This window comes from Microcystis viridis FACHB-1342, from assembly GCF_014698335.1.
Classification (GTDB): domain Bacteria; phylum Cyanobacteriota; class Cyanobacteriia; order Cyanobacteriales; family Microcystaceae; genus Microcystis; species Microcystis ichthyoblabe_A.
On record NZ_JACJSV010000025.1, the window covers coordinates 17,155 to 32,628 of the forward strand.

Below are 15,474 nucleotides of genomic sequence, written 5' to 3' on the forward strand. Positions count from 1 at the left end.
ATTAACCGTCCGTTATTGTAGCATCGAATTCTCATGATTGGAAATTTGGACTAAAAAACCCCAGATGCTCATCGAGGTGTCCTTTCTGTGGCAGTCTCCTTGAGCCGTCAGAAATTGTTATTGGTGGGGAAGTGCCTCTAGATTCTGCGGTAAGATAGGTGCATAGACGATATTTACCCCAGAGCCATGACCACTTCTCCTGTTCCCCAAGGGGACGATTTCAGCGATCGCCCAATCCGTCCCGTACAGTATCGGGATTTGGAAGACATTGAAGCTTTAACCCTGGATGACTTCGATGAGGATATTGATCGTCGCGCCCAAAATTTCCGCACCCAGGTGCAGCAGGTGCGGCCTTGGTTTGGGTTGTTTAAAATTCTCAGTTTTTTTCCCAATCCTCTCCAACACCGTTTTCATGTCTATGTGGCCGAGTCCTTGGCTAATCAGGGAGAAGAAGGGAAAATTCGCGGGGCTATCCAAGTCACTCCTTTTAATAGTAGTCGCAGCACTTGGCGGGTGGAACAGGTGCGGGTGCATCCAGGGGAGTCTTTAGGCGAACCCAAGGGCATCGGGGCGCAATTACTGCGTTATTGTCTAGAAACGGTTTGGGAAGCCCGCACCTGGGTGTTAGAGGTTAATATCAATCAAAAGGACAGTTTGGCACTTTTCCGGCAACACGGTTTTCAGCCTTTGGCAGAATTAACCTATTGGTCTTTACCGCCGCAATTATTACAGGAATTGAGCAAACAAGAGGCAGATTTACCGAATTTACTGCCTGTGAGCAATGCTGACGCTCAATTGCTTTATCAGTTAGATTGTGTGTCTATGCCGCCGCTACTGCGTCAGGTATTTGATCGCCATATCCAGGATTTTAAAATCAGTTTAGTTGATAGTTTGTTCGGTCGCTGTCAGAGTTGGTGCGGCGGTCCGCAAATTAGTCGCGGTTACGTTTTTGAACCGCAACGAAAAGCGGCGATCGGTTATTTTGAATTAATTCTATCTAATCGGGATGAGCGACCCCATCAAGCGAAATTAATTGTCCATCCCGCCTACACTTGGCTCTATCCTAAGTTATTAATCCAGATGGCCCAGATCACTCGCAAGTATCCCCCTCGCTCGCTAGAGTTGATATCTGCCGATTATCAGCACGAAAGACGGGAATATCTGGAACAATTGGGAGCAATCCGCAGTTCCCACACCCTGATGATGTCGCGCTCGGTATGGCACAAAATCCGCGAAACTAAGCCGGAAAATTCCGCCTTAGCAGAAATGCTCCAGGGTTTACAATCGGTGCCACGAACTCCCATCCCTAGTCGGATGTCTTGGTTAAAATGGCCCAATAATCCCCCCCTAGACTCCCTCGACAGTCCGGGAGAACTTCCCCCCGCTAAACCCCCCTCGGAACCCCCGGATCAGGGGCATCCAGTGTAATGGAAAGGGTCGCCGCCCTGGGCTTAGATATCGGCAAAAAACGGGTAGGAGTGGCAGGATGTGACGGTACAGGTTTAATCGCCACTGGTTTGACTACGATTATCCGTTCTTCCTTTGTTGCCGATGCAGCACAGTTTAAGGCAATTGTCAAGGAAAGAAATATTAAGATTTTGGTGGCGGGACTGCCCTATACCATGGCCGGAGAGTTAGGATTTCAGGCCAAACAGGTACAAAAATACGCCCAGAAACTAGCGATCGCCTTGGATTTGCCCCTCGAATACATTGATGAGCGTTGCACGTCCCTAGAGGCGGAAGAATTCTTAAAAGCCAAAAAACAGTTTTCCTCTTGGGATAAGGGAGCGATCGATCGGGAAGCGGCGGCGATTATTTTGCAACAATGGCTCGATCGCCGACGGCGAGTTAATAATTCAGGAGACGGGAGACAGGAGACAGGAGACAGGAGACGGGAGACAAATTAATAAATACTCTTGCCTCTTGCCTGTTGCCTCTTGCCTTTCCTAACTGATAACCGATAACTGAATTTAAATAGACACTTCGCTTAATTCGCGAGTGAGATGATCAAAGGGTTCAGCGATCAAAGAGGTGTCGGCAATACCCGCCTCAACAGCCATGGCTTGAATCATTTCGCTCATGATTTGGATACCGCGCACCGTCGGACCGATGGGGACACCGAGGGAATTATAGGTTTCCCGCAGTCCTTGCAGTACCCGCTCATCTAGAACATTAGTATCAGCAGCTACTAGGGCATAACTGGCATAGCGGAGATAGTAATCCATATCCCGCAGACAGGCAGAATAACGACGGGTGGTGTAGGCATTACCCCCAGCGCGGATCAATTCGGGAACTTCTTCAAATAGACGAATCGCCGCCCCACGCACGAGCGCCGCCGAATTAGCGTTAATGAGGGCGGCGGCAGCTAGACGGGCAGTTCCCGAGGCAAAATATTGTTTAAGATTATCGATCGCATCTCGATCGAGATAACGTCCGGTGACATCGTATTTTCTAATCAGGCTAGTTACCGCGTCTCGCATTATTAAGTTTCTCCCAACAGCAATAAAGACATTTTTGAGTTTCGCTTTATTTATAATCTCACAGGGTTGAACTTCGGGGGACATCCCTAGTCTAACTCTCTTGCTTGTCTAACAATTTGTTGTTTTTTTGAGACATTTCTTTACATTTAAGGCATTGGCTGGACTTGCTCAGGGTGGCGGAATTATCCCTTATTAGTCGAGTTGGTGGACGAGGCACTCAAAATGACGAGATTATCGCGATGAATGATGGTTTCCGCCGCCCTATAACCCAATAAACTGGCAATACGCTCGGAATGTTGACCTTTAACTCGATCGATCTCCTCACTACTATAGTTAACAATTCCCCTGGCCACTTCCCGGCCCTCTTGATCGCACAATTGCACCGATTCCGAGGCACTAAATTCCCCTGCCACTTTGGTGATCCCGGCCGCTAGGAGAGATTTTCCCCCCTGACAAATGGCTTGAATCGCCCCAGCATCGAGATAGATTTTACCCATGGGCATTAGTCCGTAGGCGATCCAGCGTTTGCGGGCGTTATCACTGCGTTTTTGTGCTTCAAAACGGGTTCCGATCGCCTCTCCTGCCATAATTTTTAAGATATTGCTGGGCTGCCGTCCCCTAGTAATCGCCATTTCTACCCCGGCACTGGTGGCAATCCGGGCCGCGGCCAATTTAGTCGCCATACCCCCGGTCCCCCACTGACTGCCACTACTACCGGCATCGATCGATAGTTGCGCTAATTGCGCGGGACTAACTCGGGCAATGGCCTGTGCTTCGGGAAATAGCCGCGGATCGGCACTGTAGAGGCGATCCACATCGGTGAGGATAAATAACCAGTCAGCCTCGATTAAACTGGCTACAAGGGCTGATAAAGTGTCATTATCGCCGAATTTTAACTCATCGATCGCCACTGTATCATTTTCGTTGACAATGGCAATCACCCCTAATTCAAACAAAGCCTGAAAAGTATTATAGGCGTTGACATAACAGGTGCGTTCCATCAATTCGGGACGGGTGAGCAAAATTTGGGCGATCGGTTGACCAAGACTGGTAAAGAGGTCATCATAGATCCGCATCAGACGACCTTGACCGACGGCGGCGATCGCTTGTTTGAGGGCGATTTTTTTCGGTCTTTCCTGTATTCCCAGACGACGGCAGCCCACCCCCACGGCCCCGGAAGATACTAATACCACCCGATGACCGGCAGCGCGCAACCGAGTGAGGACTTCCACTAAAGCGGCGATCGTGGAGAGGGATAATTGGCCGGTTTGATTATCGGTCAAACTGGAAGTACCGATTTTGATCACTATGGTTTGGTTCATCGTCAAAGGGTGTGGGGTGTAGGGTGTAGGGTGTAGGGTGTGGGGTGTGGGGTGTGGGGTGTGGGGTGTGGGGTGTAGGGTGTAGGGTGTAGGGAGAAACAATTCATAACTTGAGAGTTAATCACACTATTAAAAACGGATTTGGTATTATCTCTATTCAGCCAGCCCTAGATAGCCAAAGCTTTGATGGCAACTTTAATTAAAGTATAAAAACGGGGTTCAGTCACGTTGACTTCTCTAGCTTGTTGCCGATTTTTCCCTAATAAACCAATGCGCTGCCCTTTCTGCACGACTAAAATCTCGCCCTGTTCATTTTTGATGCGAATCTCGTTTAAATCACCCCAAAAACTACATTGATAGATTTTATCGGCGTGCATAAAAATTGCTTTTTTAATATTATCATTTTCTTGGGGTAATCGCACTCCCACTAATTCAATTTCTATGGTTGTATTACCATTCCAAGTATTTTCTTTGAGTTTATAGGCAATATCTAAACGAGTTGGTAAAGGACAATATTCGCCCCAACGCCATGCTAGGGCTTTAATTCTGGTATTATCGCTTTGAGCCAGCAATAATTTTAAATGATTTTTTCCGATAGTTTTCTGTTCCACTACTCGCACGTTAGGAGTCCAAAAAACGGGTAATTCATTGCCAATTCCCCAGGGTTGTAAACTATCAATTTGTTGAAAAAGTTCCAGGGTAATTTGTTTAAAATCAATGATAGTATCAATTTTAATTAAAGGTTTTAATTGTTCTATTTGTAAAATTTTGTGAGAAAATTGACTTAATCTTTGTTTAAATGCTAGTAAATTAGCTGTGGGTAAACTAAAACCCCCCGCCATTTTATGACCGCCAAATTTTCCTAGTAAATCTTGGCAAAATTGCAGGGCTTCAAAAACGTGAAATTCTTCAATTCCTCTGGCAGATCCGCGAATTTTATCCGTATCTTCTTCCTCGTAAGTACCAATAAAAACCGGCACTCCGTAGCGTTCCACTAAACGGGATGCCACAATACCAATTACCCCATGATGCCAATCTTTTTCCACTAAGACTAAAACTCGATCTTGTTGCCAAAGAATCGGTGTTTCTTCTACTAATTTAATCGCTTCTTCTTCAATTTTTTCGCACAATTCTTGACGAGTACGATTAATTTGTTCGCACTGCATTGCTCTTTCTAAGGCAATTCCTGCGTCATCGGTGGTTAATAATTCAATAACTATCTGGGGATCGCCAATTCTGCCAATTGCATTAATTCTCGGTCCCAATTTAAAGCCAATATCATCCGGTTGTAATTGCTTTTGTTCCTCGCTAATTCCCGCTATTTGCATCAGGGATTGAATCCCGACTAATTGGGATTTGGGTAATTTTCTTAAACCCCGTTTTAACCAGCGACGATTTACCCCGATTAATGGAGCTAAATCTGCTATAGTGCCTAGGGTAAATAATGCTAATAATGACTCGGTTAATCCCTGTAATTTACCCATTTTTTGGGCAGTTGTCACCGCTAAAATATAGGCGACTCCCACCCCTGCTAATCCCTGATAGGGAGAGTTAGGGGTTAATAATTTCGGGTTGAGAATAGCGGAGGCATTTGGTAAAATTGGCGGTAGATCGTGATGATCGGTGATAATAACTTTTAATCCTAATTCTATCGCTAGGGCGATCGGTTCGTGAGCGGAAATGCCATTATCAACGGTGAGAATCAATCCGACTCCAGATTCGGCAAATTCTTCGACAATGCGCTGATTAATTCCGTATCCCTCTTTCATGCGACTGGGTATGGCATGATTTACCCTAGCGCCGAGATGTCTTAAGGCTCTTAGTAGTAAAGATGTACTGGTCATGCCATCGGCATCGTAGTCTCCACAGATAGCAATTTTATCGCCCCTAGCGATCGCTTTTACTAATAAATTGACACTTTTTTCTAAGTCGGGAAATTCCCCCAGGGGAGAGGGTAAGGTATCCGCTTCAGGATCAATATAAGTTTTAGCTAATTCGGGGGTATCAATACCGCGATTAATTAAGATAGTTGCTAATAAGGATGATAATCCCATTTCCCGCGCTAACCCCGCGATTTTTTCGGGATTAGTTGCGGCAATATACCAGCGCTGGATGGGATATTTGTAGGGCATTTTTTATCAGGAGTCAGGAGTCAGGAGTCAGGAGAGTTGCCTTTAGGAATTATCAGTGACTCTTAGACTGGTACAAATATATCAACAAATGCGTCTAAGCATTTCACCGAAAAACTAATGCACAGGAGGATCGGGGGATAGAACCCCCCAAGAGTCTGAATTATAAGACAAAAAACCCAGAAAGCACAGTTTTAAAAAAAAGATTATCAGGGAATCCCAACTGAGTAGATTCACAAATAGGAGATGTACCCAGCGTAACGCACTAAAAACAAGGTTAAAAGCGAATTTGGATGGCCCCAGCAGGAGGTTGAAAGGGGAGATTACTATTATTAATTCTCAGGGGAGAACCGGGTATTACCTGCACATTTGGGGTGGTGGGTTGACTTTCGTTGGTACTCAGTAAAGTCAATTGATTAATACTAGGATTAATCGCAAATTGTTGGGTGATAACTCCCGACGGACAACAGGAAGGATCCCGGGGGAGAAATCTTCTCATGTTGACGGTGATCGTACCATCTTTAGCACTAAGATTATCGACAACTACTCGATCGGCTAACAGGACAGTATCGGTGTTAGTGGCAGTACCATTATTATCAATCACTAGGGCTAAATAATGTAATTGCTGTTGCTCTCTAGTAATCACTCTTAATACGACAATACCATCAGTCCTTTGATCATTATTATAGTCCCCCATCAAAGCTTCTCGACTGACTTGCACTCCTAAAATTTGTCCCTCATTGGATTGAAAAATACCATCGCTGACAATTACGGAACCCCGATTAGGAATGTTATAGACGGTGTTTCTTAAATTATCCACGCTCAGGGGTGCAGATTGGGCAAGTAAGGGCAGAGAATTGTTTAATAATAAACTGATACCCAGGAGGATAGATTGAGGCAAAACTGCTAATTTAATCATGGTTGTCATGGATTGGGTATATTTTCTTGAGTATCGAATAACTGCACGTTATTAATGGTACAAACCATCCCCTGTTGTGCCGCTAATTTATCTCGCCATTGACTTAATTGTTGTTGACCATTACTACCATTTAACCAGTAAACTGTCAAGATGCCGATGGCTTGTTCTGGTTCACAGGAAAAGCTGAGAGTTTGATCGGGTATATCGGTATTTCCTTCACGACATTGCCAACCTTGTTTTTCAATTAATTCTTTCCAACCTTTCTCTTCTTTAGCAGCCACGGCAATGCGTTGATCTTCTTGGTTACAAACCCAATTTTTCTGCTGGGTGGGATCATTCGGTAGATCACCAAGATTGGGGGAATTTTGCTTGATTGGGGGAAGCGAGGGTACTTGAGCATGAACGAAAAAAATCGGTAGTATTAGGAAAGTACCGATGAGCATTTTTAACAGTTTCATCCTTTAAAATTGCCATATTTAGGGATTTATGCCTTTAGAATATCACGTTTTTGAGATCTAGATAAAATACTCTCTTAAGATATGTTTAAATCTTTAATTATGGTTTCGATCGCATCAAAGGAAAATTCTCTGGCTAACTGTTGTAAACCTTGGGCAAGGGTAGCATAATCGGGGGGAATTTCTGCGGTTAGGGCGATAATTTTTTCATCATCACATTCTCGCGCCGCTTGTTGCAATTGTCCAATCCAAGCGGGACTAATTAATTTTAATAGGGATTGCAGGGAATCGAGGAAAACTGGCGAATAATTGGGCTGATTTGGCTCATTATCGGCATAAATATATTTTAATCCTAAATATTCGCCCATTTTTTGCCAAATAACTTCCTCTCGGAAAGGTTTACGCACGAAATCATCACAACCGGCGGCAATAACCAAGGCGCGATCTTCTTCAAAAGCACTGGCAGTTAGGGCAATTATCACCGTTTTTCCGCGATTATCAGCCTCTAACCGCCGAATTTCCCTGGTTGCTTCGTAACCGTCCTTCACTGGCATTCTCATATCCATCCAGATAAGATGAGGTTGCCATGCTTGCCAAATTGCGATCGCTTCTTGACCATTAGCGGCCTCTTGCACGGACAATCCTAGGGTAGTCAGGAGTTTCAGCAACAGTAAACGGCTTTCCGGTCGATCATCGACGACTAATATGCGATATTTAGGCTGATTTTCGGCTAAAGCGATAACTTTTGCCCTATTGGTTTCGGTTTTAATCTCATTTTCCCCCACCAAACCCACCTGAATATCAAAACTAAAAATACTTCCTTGACCCAGAATACTACTAACTCCGATCGCACCCCCCATCAACTCAACAAATTTTTTACTGATAGGTAAACCCAATCCTGTCCCCTGTTGGGATTTTCGTCCCGTTTCCGTTTGGTTAAAGGGTTGAAATAGCTTATAAATCTCCTCTGGGGCGATTCCTGCGCCTGTATCTTCAATTTCCCAGAGCAATCGCTGATAATCTCCTCTTTTCTCTCCTACTTTTCCCCGGAGAGTCACCCCTCCCGACTCAGTAAACTTCAATCCGTTACCCAAGAGATTGATTAACACCTGTCGCAATTTACTTTCATCAGTACATATATATTGAGGCAGATCGGAGCTGCGATCAAAAATTAAGCTTAAAGCTTTTGCTTGCGCTTGTGAGCGTAGCATTTCGGCAATATTATCTAAAAGAGCGTATAAATCGAAATTACTAGGGTTAAAAACCGTTCTTCCCGCTTCTATCTTCGACATTTCTAGAATATCGTTGATTAACTCTAATAAATGTTCCCCGCTACGATTGACAATTTCCAAATATTGCCGATATTCACTGCTGATGCTGCTATCCCGGGATATTAAGCGAGTAAAACCCAAGATAGCATTAAGAGGAGTGCGTAATTCGTGGCTCATGTTAGCTAGAAACTCACTTTTAGCTTTATTTGCTTTAACTGCCGCTTCTTTAGCCTCTTTTAATCCTTTTTCCGCTTCATATCTACTTTGTGCGATCGCAATTAATTCTCCCACCAACCGCACAAAGGTGACATCTTCCTTTGTCCATTGCTTTTCTGCACTGGCATCCAATCCCAGATAACCCACCGTTACCCCACAACTATCCCACATGGGAACGATTAAGAGACAGGGAGTAGAACTATTAGCGAGAATAGCTCTTTCAGGGATAGCAGTAGCGGGTAAATCGTCTAAAGAGTTCAGTTTAACTGGAATACCGTTTAATAATTGTTCAGAAAACCAGGGAAAGGTTTCCGTCGAGAGATTTTGTGATTGTTCCCTAATCGGGATAACTTGGGGATAGTCGGGGTGACAGTATTCATAAACCATACTCCACTGCTGACGACAGGTGGAATATTGAATAATGTAACAGCGCGCACTCTGGGTAAATTGACAGAGCAGTTCTAGGGTATGATCAATCGCCAAGTGGATATCTTGAGAAATTAGTAATCTTGTCACCCGTGAGAGCAAATTATCGCGATAGGCCTGCATTTCTAGAGCTTTTTCCCGTTTTTTAGACTCTAGTTCCTCAAAATCACTCATAATCAGTTATCAGTTATCAGTTATCAGTTATCAGTTATCAGTTATCAGTTATCAGTTAAAAGGGTTTGGGTGTTGGGGTTTTAGGGTTTGAGGGTATTAGTTGAATTTCCCCATCACCCCGTCTCCCGTCTCCCTAATCAAAAAACAGTAAACTTTTCCCCTATTATGTTCTATAGGAATTTTACCGAATCAATATGCTCAAATTATTAGCTTCTCTCCTTCTCTCCTGCTGTGTAGTCTTGGGTGTTTCTCTGTCACCGGCTGCTGCCATGGGAGTCTATGACCTCCCCATTTTAAGCTCTGGAGCGCCCACTTATGTGGTCGATCCCGTTTCGGCCATTAGTGCCGCTAACGAAGGAAAATTAAATAAAGATCTGAAAAACCTCGCCGAAAAAACCGGACAAGAAGTAAGAATGGTGGTAGTCCGACGCTTGGATTACGGTCAAAAAATTGACAATTTAGCCGATGATATCCTGAGAGAATGGTATCCTAACTCCGAAGATCGTGCCAATCAAACTATCATCGTCCTTGATACTTTAACCAATAAAACTGCTATCCGGGTTGGGGAGGAAGCAAAACCCCTATTAACCGATGCTATTGCTGATAGTATCCTCTCGGAAACTATGGCAGTTCCCCTCAAAGATGGGGGAAAATATAATCAAGCTTTACTCGATGCTAGTCGTCGTCTAACGGCGGTACTTTCTGGAGAAGCGGATCCCGGACCGCCGGAAGTAGCGACAATTAATATCGAAAGTACCTTTACTACCGCAGAAGAAACTGACGATAAAAATGCCACAATTTGGGTGATAGTTTTACTGGTTTTAGCCACAGTAATTCCCATGGTTACCTATTTTTGGTACGCTGGTTTTGGTCGCTAAATTAAATTAATGATCTGGGACTGATACAGCTAAAATACTCTCAGAGATAGCTCAATCCTTAGCCTGTATGAGCAAGATGAAGTAACTTCTAGTAGTAGATTTTAGTTGTGTCAGTTCACCCCATTTGCTTAACATTAATAACTAATGCCTAAAATGGTAAATAAATTACAATCCTATTATCGACAGGAGGAAGGAGCTTACTTAATTGAAATTAAACTTAATCAGTTACAGCAAGTCTTTAATTCTTTGGATCCTTCGCCATTTTTAGATAGAGATTTAGACGATAACGCCGAAAATTATATTATTAACTCTGTGGATGAATTTCCCCTCAATACCACCCTTAAATTAGTCTTTTATCTCCCCAGTCAAGAACAGAATAACGCCCGAAATCTGTTACCCTCAGCTTTACATAATTATTTTGACTATCGCCAACAGGGAGAACAAAGAAAATTACGCACAATTTGGCGACAGGGACGCATATCTTTAATAATTGGTCTCTCCTTTCTTTTTGTTTGTTTGAGTCTCAGCGAATTAATTAGTCGTTTTGGCACCGATACATTTATTCACTTCTTAGAAGAAGGATTATTAATTAGTGGTTGGGTAGCCCTCTGGCGACCTTTAGAAATTTTTCTTTACGAATGGTGGCCCGTCAGTTATCAACAAAAGATTTTTGCTAAACTAGCCTACATCCCCATTGAAATCCGTCCATTAGAGGAACCATCCACCCCAGACTCTTTTCGATAGATATAATCCTGCCGATGGCTTGTCTTCAAAGTTACAAAGCTTTTAGTTGAGGCGGTTTATAATAAAAGTAACTCTGTACAAAGCTTATCGGTTTTCAGCTTGGCTATTACTTTATCCTCAAACTTTTAACTAAGTAGGGTTTGCTGAATAAATCTAAAAACCTTGTTGGATAAGGCTTTTAGACTTTTTTTCCCTGAAAAAGTCCCTACCATTGGAGTGATTGGGGGGAAAATTTAGGGATTTTTTCCCTGAAAATTAGGTAATTGACCACCTGAAAATGGGTAAAACCCCACACCCCACACCCCACACCCTGCCCCCACGAAAAACTTTTTCAGCAGCCCCTAAGTAGTCGGGCCTAAATTTTTTCAGTCTGGCGATTATTGGCGTTTCATCTCTACCAATCCTGACAAAATTTCATCTAGATAGGAGGAATAATGTTAATCCATGTTGGTTATGAATTTGGCTTTGATGCCCCTTTACCCCTAGTCATGTTGTTAAAACTTTATCTACACCCCTCAATTTTAGATCAAGTTAGACAATCGGAGAAGTTGCAGGTGCAACCAGCAACAAAAATAGAAGAATTTTTAGATAGCTTCGGTAATCGAACCAGTCGTCTAATTTTACCCGCCGGACAGATCCGCGTTCACAATGAAGCGGTTATCGAAAATGAATGGAAACCCGATATTGTTAATTGGAATGCCCAAGAAATTCCCTTAACAGAGTTACCAACCCAAGTTTTTCCCTACCTAATGAGTAGCCGTTATTGTGAAGTGGATTTGCTTTCGGAAATTGCCTGGGAACTTTTCGGACAAACTCCTCCCGGTTGGGCAAGGGTACAAGCGGTTTGTGATTGGGTTCATAGTCACATTCGTTTTGGTTACGAATACGCACGGGTGACAAAAACCGCCTATGATGTCTATCGGGAAAGAAAGGGGGTTTGTCGCGATTTTAACCATCTAGCTTTGACTTTTTGCCGTTGCCTAAATATTCCTGCTCGTTATGCCTCTGGCTATCTCGGAGATATCGGTATTTCTCCCCAACCTCTACCGATGGATTTTAGTGCTTGGTTTGAAGTCTATTTAGACCATCAATGGTACACTTTCGATGCTCGTCATAACACCCCCAGAATCGGGCGAATTTTAATGACTCGCGGCTTAGATGCCGTCGATGCTGCCCTAACAACTTCTTTTGGTCAAGTAAATTTAACAAAATTTAAGGTATGGACGAGCGATGTTTCCCATCTCTAGGTTTAATCAGAGTATTTATTACAGCCTTTTTGATCAAATCGGGGCTAAATAATTCCTCCCTCGGTTCCTCTGATAAATCACAATTAAGCATAATCTCTTAAAACGTAGCCTACTCCTCGCACTGTCTGGATCAAACGTTTAGGATTAGCAGACTCCAACTTAACCCGTAAGGCACGAATATACACTTCAATAATATTAGAATCGCCCATAAAATCGTAACCCCAAACGGTTTCGAGAATTTGCTCGCGAGTGAGTACCTGCCGGGGATGACGTAAGATAAACTCTAATAAGTCAAACTCTTTAGCCGTTAATTCAATCAATTGACTATCTCGATACACTTCCCGAGCAAGACAATTCAAGGTCAAATCTTCAAAAGTAAATATATTTAAATCTTGGGCATGGGTGCGACGTAAACGAGCTTTCACCCGAGCTAAGAGTTCTTCCATGCTAAAAGGTTTAGTAACATAATCATCGGCTCCGGCATTTAAGCCCGTCACTCGATCGGGGATTTCATCTTTAGCTGTTAAAATAATAATCGGTGCTTCCATCCCGGTTTTTCGCAGTCGTAAACATAAATCTAATCCAGAAATAACCGGCAGCATCCAATCTAAAATTAACAAATCTGGTGAAGAATCCCTAGCGATTTTCAGTCCATCCATGCCATTAGAAGCAATAGTAACTTGATAGCCTTCCAAATGAAGTTCTGTGGCGATAAATTCGGCGAGCTTGGGATCATCTTCCACGAGAAGAATATGGTCGTTCATAACTGCGGTTGCCAGAGAGGTAGAATGATAGTAAAGGTACTGCCTTGACCGGGTTGAGAGCGGAGAGTGATGCGACCCTCCATTCCTTCAATTAGACTTTTAGCGATCGCTAAACCCAAACCCGTACCGTCTCGCGAGCGAGTCATCGACTCATCAACCCGATAAAACCGTTCAAAAATGCGATTTTGATGGGAGAGAGAGATACCGATTCCCCGATCGCGTACATGGATAAGAGCCGAATTAGCCTGCTTTTCTAAGATCAGATCGACCGGTTGCTCGGGGGTAGAATACTTGATCGCATTATCGAGCAAATTGATTAAAACTTGCTGTAATCGATCTTGGTCGCCACAAATTACCACATCTTCATTGGTTAATAATAAAGTCATCTTGCGATCGCTAACTTTTTGACTCATCGCCGCCACTTCTGTCAGCAAAGTATTGAGAATAATAGGATGGGAGCGAAAATGGAGATGACCGCTATCGGCACGGGCGAGATCGAGCAAATCTTGTAACATCCGGATAATTCTCTCGGTTTCTGACGTGGCTGTTTCCAGAGCTTGCTGTTGGTAGGGATTTAAATTAGTGCTGCGTCGCTGGAGACTTTGTAAATAACCGATCACGACTGTTAGAGGGGTACGCAGTTCATGGGAAACATTGCCGACAAACTGACGTTGCTGTTCCCAAGCTCCCGATAATCGCCACAACATCTGATTAAAAGCGGTAGCTAGTCCTAAAATTTCATCTGGCGCTTGTTCGAGTTGCAATTTCGCCCCGCTTAAATCATCGGCAGAAACGGCACTAGCAATTTGACTCATGCGGGTCAGCGGCAACATAGCCTGACGAATCCGTTGGGAAATTAAGACAATTAAGCTCAATAGGACGAGAATACTCAGCCAAAATAAGCCCCATAACCCCGCCTGATATTTCTGGTGATCGGCCGTGATATCTTGGGATAGATACAATTTCCCCGACAGTTGACCCTTGATAGTCAGAGGAGTGCCACATAAAACAATATCGCGTCCATCAAAGTGAATAATTTGGGGTGCATCGGGTACTCTGGTTAGGGATGCCGCCGCACGCATCTCGGTGACATTGCCATCGACTCCAGGAGACTGTCCCAACAGTTGTCCATCGGAGTTTTTAACCCAGATGACTAACCCCGCAGTGGAGACTCGATCAATGGTTTTTTCTAATCCCGTAGTCAGGGTTCCCATCTGAGCGTACATTTCCAACTGTTCAGGAAAACGCTTGGCGATATATTCTAGAGTTTGTTTATGGGCAGCGACTAAATTCTGCTCCATTTGCCAACCGGCCCAAATGGCTACGCTACCAAGTCCGATAATCGAGATGGTCAATAGTTCTAAGGTTAAGCGAAACTGAAGCGAGCTAGTAGAAACAGGTTTACTGGGCAAAAATTGCCCAAAAATGCCGACAAGGCGAGGTAGCTTCATGGGTGTATGGTTAGTGATCAAAAATAGGGAGATTTAAAAATTTTTCGCCGTACCTTGTCCTGGATCGAACTCGAAACGCTGACTATAGTTAGTTTCACCGTACAGGTTAAAGCTCAGGGTTGGCTCATCTCCGATCGCTTCTACATGGTGAATAGCAGCTGGCATTAAGCAGAGAATATCACCCGGGACGAGTAGGCGATCGCCGACTTTTCTGATCTGATCCGGTAATTCGGGGGTGGGGGAACGTTGCCAGAAGCTGTTTTTTTCCTGTCCCTTTAACAAAGCTACTACCCCCCAACAACCATGATTATGAATCGGGGAAGTGCTACCCACAGACCAAGCGACCAGTTGTACTGTCAGGGGAAAAAATGGCTCATCGTAGAGGGTTAATACCTCCCAACCGGTTTCGGGATTGGGTTCTAGACTAAGAATATCTAACCAGGGTGAATTGTTTAAGAGTTGGCGAACTAGAATCCGAATTGCTTCTAATCGTGAGCGATCATCGCTAATCTGGGTTAAGGTATCTTCGAGATCGGATAAAAAGCGATAGAGCCAGTAGGGATGGGATAATTCGGAGTTTGTGGGGGTTATTTCGTAGGCCGAGCATTGCCCATGATTATCCACCAACCAGTCGTTTCCTGTCATAGTTGCGAAATAATGGTTTAAATTAGCATATTAGGGCGAAAAGTTGTCTTTTAGCCGCAATTAACGGGTTTCTTCTTGATTTTATCAGCAAGATTTCGGGAAAAGATGATCCCTTCGTGATCGGTAGATGAATTTTTGCTGAAAAGATGGAAGGACGATTCTCCTGGATGGATGAGGGCAATTGCCAGTTAAAGTCAGATTTTTTATCTATTATCTATCTGGTCTTCATCTGAGACTCAGGTTTCTAGAATTTAATCTTAACTGTCAGCTACACTGGTTTCCTCCGGTGGCAAGCTGGATTCTTCCGGGGTAATACCCTTGACTTACCAAAAAATCTCTAATCTTAATTGGAA

Annotated in this window: 14 protein-coding genes; 5 read left to right on the forward strand and 9 right to left on the reverse strand. The window is 43.8% G+C overall.

Features of this window, described 5'->3' with window-relative positions:
- Positions 1-186: 186 nt before the first annotated feature.
- A complete protein-coding gene (locus tag H6G40_RS10190) occupies positions 187-1,428 on the forward strand; it encodes a GNAT family N-acetyltransferase (protein ID WP_002732511.1) in 1,242 nt (413 codons plus the stop codon).
- Complete coding sequence (ruvX, locus tag H6G40_RS10195) at positions 1,428-1,907, forward strand: Holliday junction resolvase RuvX (RefSeq protein WP_069474065.1); 480 nt, start codon at positions 1,428-1,430, stop codon at positions 1,905-1,907. The genes H6G40_RS10190 and ruvX overlap by 1 nt, the downstream gene beginning before the upstream one ends.
- A gap of 63 nt (positions 1,908-1,970) precedes the next feature.
- On the opposite strand, the gene apcB is transcribed toward ruvX, so the two are convergent.
- The 6 genes from apcB to H6G40_RS10225 form a co-directional block, all read right to left on the reverse strand.
- Positions 1,971-2,564 (reverse strand): allophycocyanin subunit beta, encoded by a 594-nt coding sequence (apcB, locus tag H6G40_RS10200; protein WP_199309388.1) that lies wholly within the window; start codon positions 2,562-2,564, stop codon positions 1,971-1,973.
- A 98-nt stretch (positions 2,565-2,662) separates the two neighbouring features.
- A complete protein-coding gene (gene proB, locus H6G40_RS10205) occupies positions 2,663-3,802 on the reverse strand; it encodes a glutamate 5-kinase (RefSeq protein WP_069474066.1) in 1,140 nt (379 codons plus the stop codon).
- Between the two features lie 167 nt (positions 3,803-3,969).
- On the reverse strand, positions 3,970-5,934 hold the full coding sequence (gene recJ, locus H6G40_RS10210; RefSeq protein ID WP_002732373.1) for a single-stranded-DNA-specific exonuclease RecJ: 1,965 nt from the start codon (positions 5,932-5,934) through the stop codon (positions 3,970-3,972).
- A 274-nt stretch (positions 5,935-6,208) separates the two neighbouring features.
- Positions 6,209-6,850, reverse strand: coding sequence for an LppP/LprE family lipoprotein (locus H6G40_RS10215; RefSeq protein ID WP_069474113.1), 642 nt, complete (start codon positions 6,848-6,850; stop codon positions 6,209-6,211).
- A 5-nt stretch (positions 6,851-6,855) separates the two neighbouring features.
- Complete coding sequence (locus tag H6G40_RS10220) at positions 6,856-7,308, reverse strand: hypothetical protein (protein ID WP_069474067.1); 453 nt, start codon at positions 7,306-7,308, stop codon at positions 6,856-6,858.
- A 74-nt stretch (positions 7,309-7,382) separates the two neighbouring features.
- A complete protein-coding gene (locus tag H6G40_RS10225) occupies positions 7,383-9,392 on the reverse strand; it encodes a GAF domain-containing hybrid sensor histidine kinase/response regulator (RefSeq protein WP_016515378.1) in 2,010 nt (669 codons plus the stop codon).
- 194 nt (positions 9,393-9,586) lie between these two features.
- Between H6G40_RS10225 and psb32 the strand changes: the two genes are divergently transcribed.
- The 3 genes from psb32 (at position 9,587) to H6G40_RS10240 (ending at position 12,261) form a co-directional block, all read left to right on the forward strand.
- Positions 9,587-10,270, forward strand: coding sequence for a photosystem II repair protein Psb32 (gene psb32 / locus H6G40_RS10230; RefSeq protein WP_002734975.1), 684 nt, complete (start codon positions 9,587-9,589; stop codon positions 10,268-10,270).
- Positions 10,271-10,414: 144 nt separating this feature from the next.
- A complete protein-coding gene (locus H6G40_RS10235; RefSeq protein ID WP_190537619.1) occupies positions 10,415-11,014 on the forward strand; it encodes a hypothetical protein in 600 nt (199 codons plus the stop codon).
- A 434-nt stretch (positions 11,015-11,448) separates the two neighbouring features.
- The gene (locus tag H6G40_RS10240; protein WP_190537621.1) at positions 11,449-12,261 is read left to right on the forward strand and encodes a transglutaminase-like domain-containing protein; all 813 of its coding nucleotides are present in this window, start codon (positions 11,449-11,451) and stop codon (positions 12,259-12,261) included.
- 83 nt (positions 12,262-12,344) lie between these two features.
- On the opposite strand, the gene H6G40_RS10245 is transcribed toward H6G40_RS10240, so the two are convergent.
- From H6G40_RS10245 to H6G40_RS10255, 3 genes are read right to left on the reverse strand one after another with little or no spacing between them, the layout of a single operon-like run.
- Positions 12,345-13,025, reverse strand: a complete 681-nt coding sequence (locus tag H6G40_RS10245; protein ID WP_002731739.1) for a response regulator transcription factor — start codon at positions 13,023-13,025, stop codon at positions 12,345-12,347.
- Positions 13,022-14,476 (reverse strand): sensor histidine kinase, encoded by a 1,455-nt coding sequence (locus H6G40_RS10250; protein WP_190537623.1) that lies wholly within the window; start codon positions 14,474-14,476, stop codon positions 13,022-13,024. Before H6G40_RS10250 ends, H6G40_RS10245 begins: the two co-directional genes overlap by 4 nt.
- A 33-nt stretch (positions 14,477-14,509) precedes the next feature.
- On the reverse strand, positions 14,510-15,121 hold the full coding sequence (locus tag H6G40_RS10255; protein ID WP_042790288.1) for a cysteine dioxygenase family protein: 612 nt from the start codon (positions 15,119-15,121) through the stop codon (positions 14,510-14,512).
- Positions 15,122-15,474: the final 353 nt, after the last annotated feature.